This window comes from Streptomyces sp. ATCC 21386, assembly GCF_018728545.1.
In the GTDB taxonomy this organism is placed as follows: domain Bacteria; phylum Actinomycetota; class Actinomycetes; order Streptomycetales; family Streptomycetaceae; genus Streptomyces.
In genome coordinates this window covers 1-18443 of sequence record NZ_JAAVVL010000004.1, presented here as the reverse complement: position 1 = coordinate 18443, position 18443 = coordinate 1, and the positions used below count along the sequence as shown (strand labels likewise).

General features: G+C 70.4%; 15 protein-coding genes and 1 pseudogene. 9 read left to right on the top strand and 7 right to left on the bottom strand.

Features of this window, described 5'->3' with window-relative positions:
- Window positions 1-1135 (bottom strand): polyketide synthase (locus GWK25_RS43000; RefSeq protein ID WP_215458156.1); only part of this gene is annotated, 1135 nt, incomplete at its 3' end.
- Window positions 1136-1405: 270 nt separating this feature from the next.
- Here GWK25_RS43000 and GWK25_RS42995 point away from each other — a divergent pair.
- The 8 genes from GWK25_RS42995 (at window position 1406) to GWK25_RS42960 (ending at window position 12554) form a co-directional block, all read left to right on the top strand.
- A complete protein-coding gene (locus GWK25_RS42995) occupies window positions 1406-2368 on the top strand; it encodes an ACP S-malonyltransferase (protein WP_215458155.1) in 963 nt (320 codons plus the stop codon).
- On the top strand, window positions 2365-3468 hold the full coding sequence (locus tag GWK25_RS42990; RefSeq protein WP_374200722.1) for an arylcarboxylate reductase: 1104 nt from the start codon (window positions 2365-2367) through the stop codon (window positions 3466-3468). Before GWK25_RS42995 ends, GWK25_RS42990 begins: the two co-directional genes overlap by 4 nt.
- Window positions 3469-3552: 84 nt before the next feature.
- The gene (locus tag GWK25_RS42985) at window positions 3553-6330 is read left to right on the top strand and encodes a helix-turn-helix transcriptional regulator (RefSeq protein WP_286014700.1); all 2778 of its coding nucleotides are present in this window, start codon (window positions 3553-3555) and stop codon (window positions 6328-6330) included.
- Window positions 6331-6561: 231 nt separating this feature from the next.
- Entirely contained in the window at window positions 6562-7002 is a 441-nt protein-coding gene (locus GWK25_RS42980; RefSeq protein WP_374105819.1) for a hypothetical protein, read from the top strand.
- 279 nt (window positions 7003-7281) lie between these two features.
- The gene (locus GWK25_RS42975) at window positions 7282-8115 is read left to right on the top strand and encodes a BTAD domain-containing putative transcriptional regulator (protein WP_308404513.1); all 834 of its coding nucleotides are present in this window, start codon (window positions 7282-7284) and stop codon (window positions 8113-8115) included.
- A gap of 137 nt (window positions 8116-8252) precedes the next feature.
- Window positions 8253-11036, top strand: a complete 2784-nt coding sequence (locus tag GWK25_RS42970; protein ID WP_308404512.1) for a polyketide synthase — start codon at window positions 8253-8255, stop codon at window positions 11034-11036.
- Window positions 11033-12205 carry an L-prolyl-[peptidyl-carrier protein] dehydrogenase gene (gene redW / locus GWK25_RS42965; RefSeq protein ID WP_215458150.1) on the top strand — a complete coding sequence of 391 codons (1173 nt, stop codon included), beginning with the start codon at window positions 11033-11035 and terminating at the stop codon, window positions 12203-12205. Before GWK25_RS42970 ends, redW begins: the two co-directional genes overlap by 4 nt.
- Window positions 12206-12224: 19 nt before the next feature.
- Window positions 12225-12554, top strand: coding sequence for a RedY protein (locus tag GWK25_RS42960; protein WP_215458149.1), 330 nt, complete (start codon window positions 12225-12227; stop codon window positions 12552-12554).
- Between the two features lie 71 nt (window positions 12555-12625).
- Here the strand turns inward: GWK25_RS42960 and GWK25_RS42955 are convergent, their stop codons facing one another.
- The 6 genes from GWK25_RS42955 to GWK25_RS42930 form a co-directional block, all read right to left on the bottom strand.
- On the bottom strand, window positions 12626-13282 hold the full coding sequence (locus GWK25_RS42955) for a response regulator transcription factor (RefSeq protein WP_215458148.1): 657 nt from the start codon (window positions 13280-13282) through the stop codon (window positions 12626-12628).
- Between the two features lie 232 nt (window positions 13283-13514).
- Complete coding sequence (locus GWK25_RS42950) at window positions 13515-14699, bottom strand: RedV protein (RefSeq protein ID WP_308404511.1); 1185 nt, start codon at window positions 14697-14699, stop codon at window positions 13515-13517.
- A gap of 32 nt (window positions 14700-14731) precedes the next feature.
- Complete coding sequence (locus GWK25_RS42945; protein ID WP_215458145.1) at window positions 14732-15541, bottom strand: 4'-phosphopantetheinyl transferase superfamily protein; 810 nt, start codon at window positions 15539-15541, stop codon at window positions 14732-14734.
- Window positions 15528-16418 carry a DUF6206 family protein gene (locus GWK25_RS42940; RefSeq protein WP_215458143.1) on the bottom strand — a complete coding sequence of 297 codons (891 nt, stop codon included), beginning with the start codon at window positions 16416-16418 and terminating at the stop codon, window positions 15528-15530. The genes GWK25_RS42945 and GWK25_RS42940 overlap by 14 nt, the downstream gene beginning before the upstream one ends.
- A 50-nt stretch (window positions 16419-16468) precedes the next feature.
- Entirely contained in the window at window positions 16469-17695 is a 1227-nt protein-coding gene (locus tag GWK25_RS42935; RefSeq protein ID WP_215458142.1) for a beta-ketoacyl synthase, read from the bottom strand.
- Window positions 17692-17934, bottom strand: coding sequence for an acyl carrier protein (locus tag GWK25_RS42930; RefSeq protein ID WP_215458140.1), 243 nt, complete (start codon window positions 17932-17934; stop codon window positions 17692-17694). Before GWK25_RS42930 ends, GWK25_RS42935 begins: the two co-directional genes overlap by 4 nt.
- A 257-nt stretch (window positions 17935-18191) precedes the next feature.
- On the opposite strand from GWK25_RS42930, the pseudogene GWK25_RS42925 reads away from it, so the two are divergent.
- A pseudogene (locus GWK25_RS42925) lies at window positions 18192-18443 on the top strand (3-oxoacyl-ACP synthase); the annotation flags it as partial.

The following is an 18443-nucleotide window of genomic DNA, read 5'->3' as shown; positions in this document are numbered from 1 at the left end:
GAGATGCGTATAAGAGACAGACCTTGAGCAGGCCCACGACACCGGCTGCGGCCTCCAGATGGCCCACATTGGTCTTGGCGGAGCCGACGGCCAGGGGCCTGCCGGGCGTCCTCGCGGTGCCGAGGGCCGCGCCGAGCGCCGCGGCCTCGACCGGGTCGCCTGCCTTCGTTCCGGTGCCGTGCAGTTCGACGTACTGCACCTGGTCGGGGCGGGTCCCGGCGCGCCGGTGGGCGAGCCGGATCACCTCACGCTGGGCGCTCTCGTCGGGAACGGTCAACCCGGAGGAGGAGTTGCCGGCGTTGTTCACGGCGCCGCCGAGGATCAGGCAGCGGATGCGGTCGTCGTCGGCCATGGCCCGGTCGAGGGTCTTGAGGACGACCAGGGCTCCGCCCTCGCCGCGTACATAGCCGTTGGCGCGTTCGTCGAAGGTGTGGCATCGCCCGTCCGGCGAGAGGGCGCCGGAGCCGGCGGCGACGAGCGCTCCGTCCAGGGCGAGGTTGAGGTTGACGCCGCCGGCCAGGGCAGCCGTGCAGTCGCCCGCGCGCAGGCTCTCGCAGGCCAGTTGGACGGCGACCAGGGAAGAGGACTGGCCGCTGTCGACGGTCTGGCTCGGCCCCCGCAGGTCGAGGGCGTGGGAGAGCCGGTTGGCGATCATGGTGCGCTGGGTGCCGACGGCCGTGTGGCGGGTGATGCCGGCGGCACCCAGACGGGTGCGCAGGGTCGCGTAGTCGTCGGTGGCGGCGCCGACGAAGACGGCGGTCGGGCTGTCGGCCAGGGTGCCGGGGACGATACCGGCGTGTTCCAGGGCCTCCCAGCCGAGTTCCAGCACCAGGCGCTGCTGGGGGTCCATGGCGGTGGCCTCGCGCGGGGAGATCCCGAAGAAGGAGGCGTCGAAGAGGTCGGCCCGGTCGAGGAAACCGCCCCAGCGCACGCGTTCGGCGTCCGGTGCCGCCCCGGCCGACATGATCGCGTCGGCGTCCCAGCGGTCGGACGGCGCCTCGGTGATGGCGTGCCGGCCCGTCGCGAGCAGTCGCCAGAACGTCTCCGGGTCGGGCGCGCCGGGCAGTCGGCAGGAGTATCCGACGACCGCAATCGGCGTGGGCGTGCGGGGATTCCCGTCGTCCTTGTTCGGCATTTCTTCCGTTTCCGGCTTCCCGGCCATCCGGGCAAGAGGAATTACTCGGGCCACGGAAGAACTCTGGCAGTCCCGCATAGCGTTTCGATAGCGCGGCGCGCGACACCCGACGGTGGCTCGAAACAGGGTCAGATGACTCTTTCGGCGGGGCCGGGCGATGGGTACGGTAGCTGCGCATCAGTGGTCTCGACGGCCTTGTCGCGGAGTTGGCACCCGAGCACACCATGTCCTGTTCACGTCTTTTTCGTTCGAGATACACGGGAGTCGGCTATGGCATTGGGCTTTCTGTTCGGCGGTGGAGTCGGCACGGAAGTGCATGGTCTGGAGATGTACGCGGCGCACCCCGTGATGCGGGACTTGTACGAGCAGGTCTCGGAGTGGACGGGTCTCACCGTGGGCCAGATCCTCGATGAGGAGCTGCCGGAGCCCCAGGAGGAGCGGCAGAGCGCCGGGACGATCCGCGAGACGGCACTCGCACTCGGCATTCACGACGTACTGGCGGAACAGGGGCTCAGCCCGGCGGTGCTGGGCGGACTGAGCCTCGGCGCCATGACGGCGAGCTGTCTGGCGGGCTCGATCGGGCGGCGGGAACTGTTCGAGATGCTGGCGCACGCCCGGCACACACCCGAACTGTCCGCCGAGGAGCCGGAGCAGGGCCTCGCGCTGGCGTTCGCGCCGGCCGAGGGCGATCTGGCGGCGGCGTACCGGGGCGAGGGCCGGGCCGGGGTGCATCTGTCCGGGGACTTCGGGCCGACGGCCGACGGGGCCATGCGGATCCTGATGCTGTCGGGCGAGCGGAAGGCACTGGCGGCGCTGGCGGCCGGCCTTCCGCCGGGCACCGTCGCCCCCCTGCCGGACCGGCCGATCGCCGTGCACTCGCCGCTGCGCGGTCACTTCCGCGAGTTCATGGCGCCGTACATCGACGCGATGCCGTTCAAGACGCCCGAACTGCCGCTGGTCTCCTGTCTGGAGCGCAAGACCCTGACCACGGCGGAGGACGTGCGGGATCTGTTCGACCGGAATCCCACGGACCCGATCAGCCTGGTGGACGTCTGCGCCGAGATGAAGGACCAGGGCGTGCGCCTCGGCCTCATCATGGGCGGCTCGATCCCGGACGGCATTCTCAGGTTCCCGTTCCCGGTGGTGCACGTCGACAAGCCGGAGCACATCCAGCAGGTGCTGACCAGTGTGTACGAGTTCGGCATAGACCTTTCGCCGGCGCCGGCCCGGTGAGCGCGCCGGCCGACGTGTCGCCCGCCGTGCGGGGCACGGAGTGCGACACGCTGATCGAGGACTGGCTCGAAACCGACCTCGACGCGTGGACCCGGAAGGTGGTGGCGCGACACTTCGACCCGGAGACCGGCAGCCCGTACTGGCTGCGGCGCGCCGCCCGGCTCGACTTCGACGCACGGGACATCACCCGCTATGAGCAGCTCACGGCGTTCGGCCCGTTTCCGGTGGACATCCTGCGCTCCCAGGACCCGGCGGACCTGGTGCCGCTCGCCGTGCCGCGCCCGCTGACCGGCCGCGTCTGGGACACCGGAGGCACCACCGGCACGCCCTGCCGGGTCTTCTACACGCCCGCCATGCTGCTGCACCGCGGAGCGTGGCGCCGCTGGTCCTTCGTCACCGAGGGGTTCGTCCAGGGGCGGACCTGGCTCCAGGCGACCCCCACGGGACCGCACCTGATCGGCAACGGCGTGTGGGAGGCGTCGGATCTGTACGCCGGGCAGGTGTACGCCGTCGACATGGACCCCCGCTGGATCAAGCGACTCATCCGGGCCGGCCGGCTGGCGGATGCGGCCGAGTACACCACCCATCTGCTGGAGCAGGTCGCCGACGTGCTCACCCACGGCCGGATCGACTACCTCAACACCACCCCCGCCCTCTTCCAGGCGCTGGTGCGCCGCCGTCCCGAACTGGTCGCACCGCTGCGGGGGGTGCGGCTGAGCGGCACGCAGCTGAGCCCGGACATGTACCGGACCTTCGAGGCCGCGATGGACGACGGCATCTGCGGTCGCAGCTACGGCAACACCTTCGGCAACGCGGCGGGCCTGCCCGTCGAGCAGAACGCCGAACTCATACCCTATGTTCCGAATTACCCGCAGGTGACAATGAATGTCGTACGCAAAGAGGACTGGTCAACAGCGGTGGAATACGGCACCGTAGGACAGGTTCGACTGACCGTGCTGCACGAAGACCTGTTCCTTCCCAACATCCTCGAACGCGACCAGGCACTGCGTTACGACACCGGCTCGAGATGGCCGTCCGACGGAGTCGCGAATGTGACTCCACTACAGACCACTTCGTCGGCTCCCGAGGGGCTCTACTAGGACTCTGCAACGAAACCTCAAGCCTCCGGAAATCTACTCGCCAGTTTATGAATAGAATTCCGACGTGCCGCAAAGAGTACACGCATGATACTGATCGACCGCAAAGACGAACTGTTCATGTTACACGAATTCCTCGCGGCGAGCCGTCGCGGCAATGGACACGTCGTCCTCGTCAGCGGCTCCGTAGGCATCGGCAAGTCCGAGTTGCTCTATGCCTTTGCCGAGGAGGCGTCCGCGACGGGTTCCGAGGTCTTGCGAGCCGTCGGCCGGCAGGAGGAGCGCGACGTCCCGTTCGGTATCGTCCATCAACTCGTCCGGGACATTCCGCTGCCCGCCCCGCTGCGTGCGCAGATGACCGTCCTGGAGAACAGCTTCGCCACCGATCCGTCCGCCCGTCATGAGTCGGCCGCCCTGCAGGCCCATGTGGCCCGCGGTCTGTGCCGTGCGTTGCTGCACGCGGCCGGGGCGGGCGGACTGCTGCTCTGTGTCGACGACGTTCAGCACACCGACTCCGCTTCCCTGAGCTGTCTGCTCCAACTGCTCCCGCACACCAGATCCGCCCCTGTGATGCTGGTGTTCAGCCGCCCGGACAGTGCCCGCCACTGTCCCCCGCTGTTGAGCACCGAACTGCTCCGCCATCCCTTGTACCGGCGTGTCCGGTTGGCTCCCCTGTCCCCGGCGGGCACGACCGAGCTCACCACGAACGCCCTGGGCACGGAGGAGGCACAGGCCCTCGGCCCCGTCTACCACTCCCTCAGCGGCGGCAATCCCTTGCTCGTCCACGCCCTGCTGAGGGACCACCGCGACCGGCTGGTGGACGGTGCCGGGGACGGCGAAACCGGGTCCGAAGTCCCGCCCGCGGGAGAGGAGTTCGCGCAGGCGGTGCTCGCCTGTCTGCACGGCCGGGATCCGGACGTTCTCGGCGTGGCCCGCACGATGGCGTTGCTGGACTCCTGCTCCTCCCCCGACCGCATAGGCCGCCTGCTCCAACTCGGTCCGTCCTCGGTGGCGAACGCGCTGCGGCACATGGAGGCCGCCGGGCTCGTCGACGACAACCGTTTCCGTCATCCGGAGGCACGGTCGGCCGTCCTGGACGACATCCCCCGGGGCGTTATCTCCCAACAGCAGCTCGACGTCGCGGAGTTACTCCACCATGAAGGGCTTCCGACACCCACGGTCGCCCGGCATCTTGTCGCCGCGCGACACGTGCCACCCTGCTGGGCGGTCCCCGTGCTGATGGACGCCTCCGAGCAGGCGCGCCGGAGCGGCGACATCGGCTTCGCCCTGGAGTGCCTGGAACTGGCGCTGTCCGGCTCCGACGACGCACGTGAGCAGGCGCTCACGACGATGATGCTCGCGCGGCTGGAGTGGCAGCTCAACCCCTCCATGGTGATGCCCCGTCTGGGGCCGCTGTCCGAAGCGCTCCTGACGGGCGTCCTGCCCGCCCAGCTGGCCGTGCCGCTCTCCCGTGCCCTGCTGTGGCACGGGCGTTTCGACGAGGCCGCCGAGGTGATCCGTGCGCTGGGCCCGAAGGTCCCGGGCCCCCACGGCCTGTTCACGGAGAACAGGGAGTGGCTGCGGAACCGCTACCCCACGATGGTGCCTCTCCTCCCCGCCGCCGAGGACGGGTCTGGCATCCGCGACAGCAGGGAACCCGCGGCCGCCAGACCCGTCCTGCTCGCCGAGACCGTCCTCGGCTCGACCCTGCGCAACGGCGGCGACGAGTCCAGCGCCTGGAGCGCCGAACAGGTGCTGCGCTCCTGCCCCCTGGACGACAGCACTCTGTACGCGCTGGAGTCCGCGCTGCTCTCGCTCGTCTACGCGGACCGGCTCGGCCAGGCCTCCGTCTGGTCGGCCAAGCTCCTGCAGGAGGCCACCGCCCGGCAGACGCCCACCTGGCAGGCGAAGCTCACCGCGATCCGCGCCGAACTGGCCCTGCGACAGGGCGATCTGAACGAGGCCTGCACCCTCGCCCGCTCCGCCATGACCCACCTCTCGCCCCGCAGTTGGGGAGTCGCCGTCGGTGCGCCGCTGAGCACGCTCGTCCTGGCCGCGACCGCCATGGGGGCGGACGACGTAGCCGAGGAGTACCTGCGGCACTCGGTACCGGAGGCGATCTCCGAGTCACGGTACGGCCTGCAGTACCTCTACGCCCGGGGCCATCACCATCTGGCCGCGGGCCGGGTGCACGCGGCCCTGGACGACTTTCTGCGCTGCGGCGACCAGGCCCGCGCCTGGGACATGGATCTGCCGTCCTTCCTGCCCTGGCGCAGCGGCGCCGCGGCCGCGCATCTGCGCCTCGGGCAGCGGGACCAGGTCCGCCGACTCGCGGACGCTGAGCTGGCCCGCCCCGGCAGCGCCAAATCCCGCAGCCGCGGCGTCGCCATGTGCCTGCTCGCCGAGATAGCCGAACCGCGGCGCCGGGCAAGCCTGCTGCTGGAGGCGGTCAGTGTCCTGCGGCTCACCGGGGACAGGCTCGAACTGGCCCGGGCACTGGCCGCGTTGAGTGCCGCGCAGCGCGCGATCGGTGAGGCGGAACAGGCGCGGCGAGCGCTGTACCAGGCGCTGCACCTGGCCGATGTGTGCGGCGTCGAACATCTGCAGCCCTCGCTGCCGCCGCGTGGCAGGGAGGAGACACCAGCCGACCCGGGCACCGTTCCACGCGATCCCCTCAGCGCGGCGGAGCGACGGGTCGCGTCCCTGGCCGCCCTGGGCAACTCCAACCGTGAGATCGCCGACCAGCTGTGCGTCACCATCAGCACGGTGGAACAGCATCTGACCCGCGTCTACCGCAAGCTCAACGTCACCAGGCGCGCGGACCTCCCCAGAGAGTTCAAAGCCCTGGCAGTCGGAACCCCCTGAACGACCGCGCCACCCTTCCCATGACGGGTGCCGCCGAGTCGCGCGGCGCCCCGGCGCCGGTCGCGCCGGCCCACCATGGCGCCAGGCACCGAGAGGGCGGGTGGTGGGCACGGCTGGGGTTGCCGTCGATCACGCCACGCGCCGACGAAGCGGCACCGCCGCTGTCCCGCCACGGGGCACATCGCCCCGCGCCGCCCCTCCGGCGCCGCCGGCCACTCCAGCCTGCCCGCGGTGTCCGCCTCCCGAAGCGGCGTGTTCATCTCCTTGCGGATCTGCCCCGCCTCCTCGATGTCCCGCCGCTCCCACGACTTGGCGAACTCCGGGCTCGCCGCCTTCACCCTGTACTTCGAGGAGACGCTGGGCCTGAACGCCGATGCCCGGTCGCTGTGGCTCGCCACGGTTGCCTTCTCCCCGGCGTGCGTGTGCCACCTCGGTGTGATCGTCTCTTACGGCCCGACGGTCACGTCCGGTGTACCGGACGAGGAGCAGGGCCTGACGGCCGGCCTGGTCACCTCCACCCAGCAGGTCGGCCTCACCATCAGCATCCCTCTGCTGGGCGTCCTCGCCACCACCTCCTCGGACCTGCTGACGGGCCTTCACACGGTCCTTGCCGTGGAAACGACGTCGTGGTCACGGCCGCCGTCCCGTCGCCCTCGGACTGGGCAGCCGTAGGACCGACGCGGACGCGGCGGTCTCGGCAACGGCCGGGGCGGAGGTGCTCGACGGTCGCAGACCCGCTCGCCGTAGCCCTCCCTGCGGAACGCGTCCGTCTACATCTTCTGTTGAGATGGGGGCGCATCCCTCCATGAAGAGTCGACACAAGCCTGCGCCCTCATTCTTCCGTGCAGATCCGAATCGGTCCGGTCGACCGATGACCTTGCTCCGAGCGCCCTGCCACGATGGAGCGGCTGTGAATGACTCGCTGACTGCGGGTCAGTAGTCGCGAGAGGGATGCATGGTCGGCCATCGCCGATGAAATCACGTACCAGCACGCGAGGGGACGTTGTGGCTATCCATCTTCTCGGTCCGATATCTGTGTGCACGGACGGCCGTCCGCACGGTGTGGGATCCAGCAAAGTCCGGACCATGCTCGCCGTCCTCGCCCTGGAAGCAGGCCAGGCGGTTTCCCATACGGATCTGGCGGACGAACTCTGGTCGGGCGACACCGTCCGCAATCCCCGCAACGCCATGCAGGCACATGCCACCCGGGTGCGCAGGGTGCTGAAGGGCGGGGGCGGGCGGTGCGGCTCGGGGAACTCCGTGCTGCGCTCCGTACCCAACGGCTACGTCCTGGACGTCCCGCGCGAGCACATCGACGGGCATCGGTTTCTCGACCTGGCGTCCCAGGCCGCGACAACGCTGGCCGACGCCCCCGAACGGGCACTTCGTCTGCTGGACTCCGCGCTGCTCCTGTGGCGTGGTCCGGCCCTGCTGGACGCGGGCGACGGGCTGCGCTGCCGCAGCGCGGCCCGGCTGTTCGAGGAAAGACGTCTCTCCGCCCTGGCGGATCAGGTGCGGGCCCGCATCATGCTCGGGGATCACGCTCGGGCGATCGCCGAACTGCACCGGCTGGTGGCCCAGTTCCCGCTGCGGGAACACTTCTGCGATCTGCTCATGCTGGCGTTGTACCAGGTCGGGCGCCAGAGCGACGCCCTGGAGCAGTTCCGGCTGGCCCGGCAGCGTCTCGACGAGGAACTGGGCATCAGGCCCGGGGAACTTCTCCAGCGCCGGCACGCGGAGATCCTGGCGCAGGATCCCGCGTTGGCGCACGCCGGCCTCGTGTGAGCGACCGGCGCGCCGCGCCGTCCCCGCGGTCGGCGGCGCATCGACGGCGCCTGGGCGCCGCGTCCTGCGGAACAGAGAGTGGGAGCTTCGTCATGGCCTCTGGGTCGCGTGTGCGTTCCGAAGGACACAGTGCCTCGGTGGTTCCCGAGGCGATCGCGGTGGTCGGCATCGGGGCGCTGTACCCGGCTGCCAGGGGGGCCGAGCAGTACTGGCGGTTGCTGACCGCCCCGGCGACCGACGGCACTCCCGCTCCCGCCGCGGGCGGACTCGGCGACATCGAGGTCGATGTGGCCGGATTCGGGATTCCACCCGCTCAGACGGGGACGATGTCCCGGATGCAGCTCCTGGCCCTGGAGGCGGCCCGTCAGTGTCTTCAGGACGCGGGCTACGATCGGCGGCCGCTGCCGTCGGTTCGCGTCGATGTGACGGTGGGCACCTGCTTCGGCCTGGACCGCCAGTACGCCAACGCCTTGCGGATCGAGGGCGCTCGTTACGCCGTCGAACTGGGACGGACGCTCGCGGAGCACGGCGGTCACGCGTCGGACGCGAACGCGGACACCACCGAGGAGTTCCGCGCCGCGCTGATACGGCGACTTGGCGCGTCGCCGCACGACAGGGTGAGCGAGCTCGTCAGCTCCATCCCGGCGCGGGTCGCCTCCGCCTTCAAGCTGCGTGGGAGGACGCTGGCGCTGGAGTCCGCCGATGTCACCTCGTATCTGGGCCTCGCGTACGCCATGGACAGCCTGCGTGCCGGTCTGTCGGACGCCGTCCTGCTCATCACCGGGCAGCGCCACGAGGGCCCCTTCGTCGCACGGGCTTTCGCCGCCAAGGGGCTGGGACAGAAGGGGTCCCCCGGTGCCACGGCACCGTACGACACGGGCCCGTTCAGCGAGGGAGTCGGGGCACTGCTGCTCAAACGCCTCTCGTCCGCCGAACAGGACGGCGACCGGGTGTACGCCACCGTGCGGTCGTGCGTCCTGCGCCACGAGGGGCGCCCCGGGGCCTTCCGCTACCCGGTCCGGGACGGGCTGTGGGAGGAGGCGGCCGCCGCGGGACGTACGACCTGTGCGGCGGCGGCCGAGGCGGTGCAGTACGTCGAATCCGCGGGGTCCGGATTCGCCGGCGAGTCGCACGCCGAGCAGCGGGCGCTCGCTGCCTCGTTCACCGGCGCGGCGCCAGGCTCCGTGGCGGTCGGTTCGGTCCGGGACCGGCTGGGGCACACCTTCGCGAACGCCGGACTCGCAGGCGTCGGCAAGATCGCGCTGGCGCTGCATCACCGCAGGCTGCCCGGCGGTGGGACGCGGGCCCCGATGCCGCACGGCGGTGCCTTGCGCGCGGTGGCCGGGACCGAGGACTGGCCCCCGCCGTCCAGTGGCGGGCCGCGCCGGGCGGCGCTCGTCGGTTCGTCGTTGACCGGGACCGTGGCCCATGTCGTCATGGAGGAGTACGGCACCCCGCACAGCGGTGGCGGTGCGCCGGCCCAGGGTCACCGGGCGATCACCGGGGCAGGCACGGTGAGCAGGGAGGGGCCGGTACCGATCGCCGTGGTGGGTTTCGCCGGACGCTTCGCCGGCTGCCCGGATGCCGAAGCGTTCTGGGCACGCACGCTGGCCGGTCGGAGCATGGTCGGTCCGGTGCCGGACGACGTCTTCGACCGGAGCATCTACTACGCGCCGGGTTCCCTCAGCCTCGACCGTTCCTACACCGACCAGGGTGCGTCCGTGCCGGTGCCGGACGGGCCGCCGCCCGGTCTGCGTCTCCCGCCGAGCCGCTACGCCGCGCTGGACGCGGCCCAGCGGGTGGCGCTCGACGTCGCCGCCGAGCTCTTCGCCCGGCGCGGGTACCCGCCCGGTGGCCTGCCCGGCTCCGGTCTGGTGGCGGTCGGCAGCAACCTGGGGCTGCACAACGAGCGCCGCCTCAACTCCCTGCTCTGCGTCGATGTGCTGGAGCAAGTGGCCGACGGCCTGGACGCCCTCGGCGCGCTGCCCGCTCGGACCAGACGGGAAGTCCTGCGGCTCGTGCGGGACCGGACCGTCGCCGACACGGACTTCACGCACGCGCTCGACGGCTGCCTGGCCAGCGGTGTCGCGGCACTGATCGCCAACGAGTTCGCCCTGGACGCCGTGCCCGTGGCGGTGGAGGCGGCGTGCGCCTCGTCACTCGCCGCGCTGGACCTGGCCGTCGGCAGACTGCGCTCGGGGGCGGTCGACTACGCGTTGGCCGGTGGTGTGGAACTGCCCTGCAACGCCCGCGACATGGTGCTGTGCTCCTCGCTGGGCCTGCTGTCGCACGGGCGGATCACCCCTTTCGACGAGGCCGCCGACGGTTTCTCGCCCGGGGACGGCTGCGCGTTGTTCCTGCTCAAGCGGTACGACGACGCGCTCCGGGACGGCGACCCGATCCACGGCCTGCTGCGCAGCATCGGCGCCTCCAACGACGCGAGGTCGCTGATCGCTCCGGACATCACGGGCCAGGCCTCGGCCATGCTCCAGGCTTTCGACCAGGTCGAGTTCGCACCCGCCGACGTCGGCTATCTGGAGGCGCACGGCACCGGCACGCGTGTCGGCGACCGAGTGGAGATCGCGGCGGTGGCCCAGGTCTACGGTGCCGTACCGCGTCGGCGCCCCTTGGACATCGGCAGCGCCAAGTCGTTCTTCGGCCATACGTTCGCGGCGGCCGGCGGGACCGGCCTGCTGCGCGCGCTGCACGCGGTGCGTACCGCGACCGTCCCACCCAACACCGGTCTGCGCACCCTCAGTCCCGAACTGGCCCTCGATCGCATTCCCGGGCGTATCCGCATCGACGCCGCGCCCTGGGAGGCACCGGACGGACGTCCGCGGCGGGCTGCCGTGAGCTCCTTCGGCACCGGCGGGATCAACTACCACCTTCTCCTCGAGGAATACCAGGGCAGGCCACGATGAACGTGTACTTCGACCCCGAACTCGACCCGCAGACAAGGGAAATGCGCGACATGGTGGTGCAGTTCGCCCGCCGTGAACTCGCGGGGCCGGCCACCGCCGACCCGGACGAATTCCGCCGCCGCTGGCAGCTGGCCGGCAAGCAGGGCCTGGCCGGGAGCTGTGCCCCGGTCGACTACGGCGGCAGCGGTCTGGACGCCGTCGCGGCGGCGGCGATGATGGAGGCGCTCGGCGAGGGAAGCAGCGACACCGGTTTCGCCTTCTCCATGGCAGCACACCTGTTCGCCGCCGTCATGCCCGTCGTGGAGTTCGGCAGCGAGCAGCAGAAGAACCGCTGGCTGCCGGCCCTGTGTTCCGGGGAATCGATCGCGGCCCATGCCGTCACGGAGCCGGCTGCCGGTTCCGACGCGTTGAGCCTGGAGACCTCCGCCCTGCGCGACGGAGACCGGTACCTGCTCAACGGGAGCAAGTGCTTCATCACCAACGCCCCGGTGGCGGACCTCTTCGTGGTGCAGGCAGCCACCCGGGCCGGGGGCGGCTTCTTCGGCCTGACCACCTTCCTGGTGCCCGCGGACACTCCGGGCCTGACCGTCGGGCCGGCCTACGACAAGGTGGGGCTGCGAGGATCGCCGATGGCGGACGTGCGCTTCACGGACTGCGTGGTGCCCGCGGCCCAGGTGCTGGGCTCGGAGGGCTCGGGCGCGGTCGTCTTCGCCACGTCGATGAAATGGGAGCGGACCTGTCTGTTCGGCATCTATCTGGGCGTGATGCGGCGGGTCCTGGACTCCACGATCGATCACGTGCGGCAGCGGGAGCAGTTCGGCACGGTCGTCGGCGGGTTCCAGGCCGTGAGTCACCGGATCGTCGACATGCTGGCGCGATACGAGTCCGCCCGGCTGATGCTGTACCGGTCGGCGCGCGGTATCGACGCGGGAAGCGAGAGCACTGTCGGCCCTGCCCTCGCCAAACTCGCGGTCAGCGAGGCCGCGGTGCAACTGGGCCTCGACGCGATCCAGTTGCGCGGCGCGCTGGGCCTTCTGGACGGCGAGGCGGAGACCCTGCTGCGTGATGCCCTGCCGGCCAGGATCTTCTCCGGGACGAACGAGATCCAGAAGAACAACATCGCCCGCGAACTGCGCCTGGGCAGTCGCCGCCGAGAAAACAGGCGCTGAGCAGAGAGGCAAGGCCATCATGCATGTCATCGTTCACCGCATCCGGCTCCACGAGGGCGTGGACCCCGCCCGGTTCGAGACCTGGGTACGCGAAAGCGACTACCGCGCTGCCGCCGACCTGAAAAGCTTGTATTCCTTTGCGGTGCACCGCGTCTCGACACATGCGAATACGAATGCGAATGTGCCTCACGAATACTTCGAGGTCATTTCGGTGACCAGCCCGGAGGACTTCGAGCGGGATATGGCGACCGACACGTTTCGGCGCCTGGTCGCCGCTTTCGACACCATGGCCTCGGTCGTGGACGAGATATCCGGGGAGCGGCTCGAACCGGGGTACTTGGCGGACTGAGGCGTGCTCATCACGAAAGGGTGCCGGGATCGAACGTCCCGGCACCCTTACTTCCCGGACCGTCGATTTCGTCAGGACATGCTGACCTGTTGCGCGATCCTGCTGATGAGACCCGACTCGTAGGCGATGGCGACCGCCTGGGTGCGCGTCCGCGCGTGCAGCTTCTGCAGGACGTGATGCACGTGTGAGCGCACGGTCGCGTTCGAGACGGTCAGCCGCTCGGCGATCTCGGCGTTGGACTTGCCCCGGGACAGCAGCAGCATCACTTCACGCTCGCGCCGGGTGAGCATGGGACCCGCCCCGGCCGGCACCAGGGTGAGGTGCACGTCGGCGAGCGCCAGCGACCTGCCGACCTCGTCCGGCAGGACGAGGACGTTGACCGTGGTGACCGTCCTGATCACGTGGACGAGGTCCTCCACCGAGGACTCCACGGAGAGCACGGCACGCACACTGACCCGGAGGGCCTCCAGCGCGCGATGGGTGTTCTGCGGGGGGCAGAGCAGGATCACCTTGCTGAGTTCGGCCAGTTCGGCAAGTTCCTGACGGTCGTCGATGGTGAGCAGGGGCGAGATGACGATGACGGCTTCGGGGGACGCCTCCGCGGCCACTGCGAGGGCACGGCGCACCGATGTCTCCACGGTGACATCGAGGTGATAACGCCCCAGCAGTGCCTGAATTCCCGCTCCGACGATGGCGTTGTCGCAGCACACCAGCAATCTGATACTCATGATGCAACACAAAGGAGACGACGAACGGAACGACGGAGCAAGAACTGAAGAAGGATATTCCAAGGAACGGCCGTCGACACTCGATCCCCTTAAGTATCACAACCTTTAATATTGCACTTTCAAGGGAACGGTAGCACGACCGCACGCCGATGAGAAGGCGCCTGCATATCGCCGAGATAGCATCGAATGCGCCCAAGTTCCCACCGTGTGGCGCGCACAAACACCGGACAGTTCAAATTGAACGGAATCCAGCGGAACCCGGGCGCCGGAAGGAGGTGGGCGCCGGGGTGGACGGGACGCCGAGACGGCTGACGAAGAAGGGGCGTCCGGTCAGGCCCAGCAGACCCTTCAGATCGCGGCGCAGGTCGTCGTGCTGCACGACGATGCTGAGTGGATTGAGTGCCAGCCCTGCCTCCGTGGCGGCCAGCCAGTAGTCCAGCAGCAGTTCGCCGCCCCGCAGTTGTCCGGCCACACCCGGCGACTGTCCGGTGAATCCGAGCACGACCACGGCGGGCGTCCTAAGCCGCACGTGCCCGGCCAGCTCCGCGGCGAGTCGGTGGTGGAAGCCGGCCAGACACAGGAGCCGCATCACCGGCGGGGCCAACGTGAGGCGCTTGCCCAGGTACTGGAGCGGCGTGAGCGGTCCGAACAGCTGAGCCGCCGTGAAGCCGTCTCCGTGCCGACGCGCCTCGGCGGTGTTCCACCGCACGTACGCGTGGGTCTCCCGCCACGCCGCCGGGTGGCTGAAGTCGCGCCCGGCGTGCAACGCCAGGAAGTCCGCGAAGAGGGACCTTTCCGGATTCGACGTCAGGTGCCGGACCGTCACACCGCCCTTCTCCGCCCCCTGCGGGTCGTCGGCCCGGACCGGGACGGCGACCGTGCGGGCCAGCTCCCCGAGTGTCCCGTCGTCGAGTGCGGTGTTCCGGTACGGCCCACGGTGGGTGCGCCGACCGCGGGCCAGCGCCCACAGTTTGTCGGTCCCCTCCCCCGAGGACCGGTCGCGCCGCAGCGCCGCCACGCACAGCGGGGACCAGTCCGACGGCCACCGCGCGGCGAACCGGACAGGGTCGGGCAGCGCCTCGACGGCGCGCACCCGCAGCGCCGCCCACCCCTCGGCGGCCAGCGCCCGCCGCAGCAGCCGCCAGTACGCTCCGCAACTGACGTGCATCTCCAGGGCGTGCGCGGCCAGAGCGCGCAGTTCAAGGCCGCGGTCCAGGGCGAGAATCACGTACTCGACGCCCGCTTCGTCGCCCATGCCCAGGAAACGGGCGGCGGCCTGCCGGGCCCCCGGCGAGTCCGCCCGGGCGAGCCTCCAGGGTTGGCAGTTGTGGGACGAGGGACTGAGCGAGGCCAGCGCGGTGGCGTCGGCCAACGCCTCTTCGAACCGCCGGGCAGGAGCGACGGACGGACGGGTCACGGCAGTGGTCCTCACCTTCTGTCGAGTGTCGACTACGTGCTCGCGGGGTCGCTCCACACCAGGGCCAGGTGGTAGCCGTCCAGCTCGCAGGCCCGGGTTCGCAACTCGCCGCCGGCGGCGGGTGCGTGTCGCAGCAGCTCGGGGCCCGGCCGCCACGCGAAGCGCCCGTCCTCGTGCCACCCGGTGAGGCGCACCTCACGCGTGTCGACGCGCAGACCGAACCCGTAGTACTTCAGGACGGCCTCCTTGCACGCCCAGCGCAGAAGCAGTGGCATGACGCGCAGGCGCTGCCCGGCGGGGTCCGCACCGGCGCTCCCGCCGTCCTCCGCGAGGATGCGGGCCAGCGGGGGCGAGACGGTGCGCGGACGTTCCAGGTCCACTCCGACCGCGCCCGTCCCGCACACCGCGACGGCGTAGTCGCCGGAGTGCGTCAGGCCCACCTCCACCGGCAGGTCGGTCACGGGCTTCCCGGCGCGCAGCCCCTGTGCCACCTGTTCGATGCGGATGTCACGGCAGGCGGTCGGCGTCCTCCCGGAGTGCTCCTGATGGGCGCGCACGGCGTACTTGAGCGCCATCCGGCCCGCCAGCCACTCTTCGCGCCGACGCCGCAGAGCGAGCGTGCCCACGTAGGACGCCTCTTCCGGTCCCAGGTGCCACGACGCCAGCCGGGCGCGGACGTCGTCCCCGGCAGCGCGCAGCCAGGCGAGCGACACCACGCTCAGGGCCAGTCCCGGCGTGGGCCGGAACACCCGCAGCGGCACCTCCGGATCGAGGACGAGAGGGCCGGTGTCCGTCCGGGGCCGGAGCTCGCCCGGTGCCGACGCGGCATCAACGGTCGACATCGGGCGGCAGCAGGAACGGGTACGTGCGCCGTCGGATCCTGCGGTGCCAGAAGCGGTCCGCCCGGCGCAGGCGCTGGATCAGTTCCCACATGCGGGCGTCCTCGCGGTAGTACCCGGCCACCTCGTCGGCGGTGACCGGGGCGTCGAAACGGCCCTCGCTCTGCGCCAGGAAACCCGGAATCAGCCCCGACAGCCGTTCCTTGTGCAGATTGCCGAGGAAGTCGAGGACGGCGCCGCGCGGCTCGTAGTACTTGTCGAAGATCGCCCGGGTCTGGGACACCCGCACGGCGTCGCGCAGAATCCAGGGGAGCGAGGTGAAGAACAGCCGCACATCGAGCCGTTCGCGCCGCCGTGCGTCGCGCAGCAGGGGGGTGGTGACATCGAGGTAGACCAGTTCCCCGTCGAGATCCATCCAGTTGGACGCCTGAGCGTCCAGCCCGATGCCGGGGGTCACCGTTTTCTCGACCAGAGCGAGGAAGCGCGCGTAGAAGTCGCCGGCCCATGCGTCGCCCTCGGTGTGCAGCAGCCGGGAACACAACCGGTCGCCGGGCAGAGCCTGCTGCACGCAGTACCCGACGACCTTGCCCGAGGGCGTCCGGGTGTGCCACAGCCGGGTTTCGGCGACGCGCACACCGGCCTTCTCCAGCTGCTCGATGTACTCACCGACCAGCGACTCGTGGCGCCTGAAGCTCTCGTAGGAGGGGAAGACCGGCAGCCGCTTGCACGCGAACGAGCCGTGCGGGGTGTCCAGGCGCAGGACGAGGGTGACCTCGCCGAATCCGAGGACGGCCAGCGCCGAGGGATCGGCGGTGTCGAGGGCGCGTTGTACGCGCCTCTCAAGCGCGGCGATGTCCCGCTCGGGGAGAACGAAGGACATGGGACGCCGTCACCTCCCCCGCCCTGACGCGGCGGTGGCCGAAACAGCGCTTACGCGGCGGTGAAGACGAGCACGGCATTCTGCCCCCCGAATCCGAACGAATTGCTGACGGCCACGTCGACCTTCGTCCGGCGGGCCGTGCCGGAGACCACGTCCAGATCGAGGTCGGGGTCCAGCTGTTCCAGGTTCGCCGTAGGGGGAACGGTGGAGTGCTGGACGGCAAGCACGGTCAGTGCGGCCTCGATGGCGCCGGCGGCGCCGAGGGTGTGGCCCAGGACCCCCTTGGTGGAGGTCACGGCCACACCGTCGCCGAACACCGCACGCAGGGTTCGTGCCTCGATCGCGTCGTTGATCCTGGTCGCGGTGCCATGCGCGTTGACGTGCCGTACCTCGTCGGTCGCCACCCCGGCCTGTGCCAGGGCGTCCCGCAGCGCGCGCCGGACGCTGCGCCCCTCGGGCTCGGGAGTGGTGATGTGGTGGGCGTCGGCGGAGGCGCCGTACCCGGCCAGCCGGGCCCGCACCGGAGCACGACGCGCCCGGGCATCCGCTTCGCGCTCCAGCACGAGTACGCCGCTGCCCTCGCCGATGACGAAGCCGTCGCGGGCCGCGTCGAACGGACGGGAGGCGGCGGTGGGGTCGTCCACCCGACGGGAGAGCACACCCATCTGTGCGAACCCCGTCACCATGAGAGGGCTGACGTTCGCCTCGGTACCACCGGTGAGCACCACGTCGCAGACGCCTTCCCGCAGCAGCCCGGCGGCGGTGCCGATGGCCGTGGCCCCGGAGGCACAGGCGCTGGCGGTCACGAAGTTGGGGCCGGTGGTGCCCAGGTCCATCGCCAGATGACCCGCGACCATGTTCGGCACCAGCATCGGAAGCAACAGGGCGGAGACCGCCTGGGGCCCCTTCTCCAGGAGCCGGCGGTGCTGTGTCTCGAAGGTCGTGATGCCGCCGAGCCCGCAGCCGATCACCACACCGACCCGGGCGCCGTCCCAGGTGAGCGGGTCGAGGCCGCTGTCCGCGACGGCCTCACGGGCGGCGACGATCGCCAGCTGGATGAAACGGTCGTGGGTGAGCCGGCTGCGTGGTCCGACGTGCCGGGCCGGGTCGAGGTCCGGCACGGTGCAGGAGATGTCGATCGGCAGATCGGCGAGCACCGGGTTCCTGGTGGCCTTCGACCGGCCGTCGCACACGCCCTGCCACGTCACGTCCGTGCCGATACCGGCCGCGGTGACCAGACCGAGTCCGGTGACGGCGATGCTGTCACCGGACGTCACGGCGCGACCCCGATCCCGGATTCGACGATGCCGGCCAGGTGCCCGATGCTGTCGGCCCGGCCCACCGCGTCGTCCTGGATCTCCACGTCGAATTCGGACTGGATCACGAGCAGCAGTTCCACGACGAACAGCGAATCCATGTCGAGTTCCTCGAACGTGGCATCCGGCCTGATCTGCGCCCGCGCCACCGCGAAGTGATTGACGAGCAGGTCGACCAGCTTTTCGTAAACAGCGCCCATGAAGGTGTTCTGCCTTTCCGCTGGGTCAGTGGGATGCGAGATCTGGCGGAAACTATCCCCACACCCGCTGACCGTCCGCTGACCGATACCTGACCAGTGGTTCCCGTCAGGCGCCGGTCAGCGGACGGTCAGCGTTGGCCGGAAGACTCCAACCGGTCAGGGCCTTTTCGGCCGCATCGCTCTGCGAGGAGTCACACTTTGGCCGCCTGCCGCCGTGCTCGCACGCCCCGCCGAGCCGCCCCTACCGGAGACGACCGATGACCCCGGCAGCCGTTCTCGCCGGGCTGGGCAGCCAGTTGCCGCCCCGGCTGGTGACCAACGACGAACTTGCGGCCCGGCTCGACAGCTCCGACGAATGGATACGCACCCGGACCGGCATCCGGCAGCGCTACGTCGCCACCGAGGGGCTGCTGACCTCCGACCTGGCCGCCGGAGCCGGAGCGCTCGCCCTGAAGTCGGCCGGCCTCGCGCAGGTCGACGCCGTCCTGGTGGCCACCACCACACCTGAC

Bases quoted from the DNA above. Each gene is read 5' to 3' on its own strand.
- GWK25_RS42995 (WP_215458155.1), top strand. From the start codon at position 1,406: ATGGCATTGGGCTTTCTGTTCGGCGGTGGAGTCGGCACGGAAGTGCAT.
- GWK25_RS42985 (WP_286014700.1), top strand. From the start codon at position 3,553: ATGATACTGATCGACCGCAAAGACGAACTGTTCATGTTACACGAATTC.
- GWK25_RS42975 (WP_308404513.1), top strand. From the start codon at position 7,282: ATGCATGGTCGGCCATCGCCGATGAAATCACGTACCAGCACGCGAGGG.
- redW (WP_215458150.1), top strand. From the start codon at position 11,033: ATGAACGTGTACTTCGACCCCGAACTCGACCCGCAGACAAGGGAAATG.
- GWK25_RS42960 (WP_215458149.1), top strand. From the start codon at position 12,225: ATGCATGTCATCGTTCACCGCATCCGGCTCCACGAGGGCGTGGACCCC.
- GWK25_RS42955 (WP_215458148.1), bottom strand. From the start codon at position 13,282: ATGAGTATCAGATTGCTGGTGTGCTGCGACAACGCCATCGTCGGAGCG.
- GWK25_RS42945 (WP_215458145.1), bottom strand. From the start codon at position 15,541: ATGTCGACCGTTGATGCCGCGTCGGCACCGGGCGAGCTCCGGCCCCGG.
- GWK25_RS42940 (WP_215458143.1), bottom strand. From the start codon at position 16,418: ATGTCCTTCGTTCTCCCCGAGCGGGACATCGCCGCGCTTGAGAGGCGC.
- GWK25_RS42930 (WP_215458140.1), bottom strand. From the start codon at position 17,934: ATGGGCGCTGTTTACGAAAAGCTGGTCGACCTGCTCGTCAATCACTTC.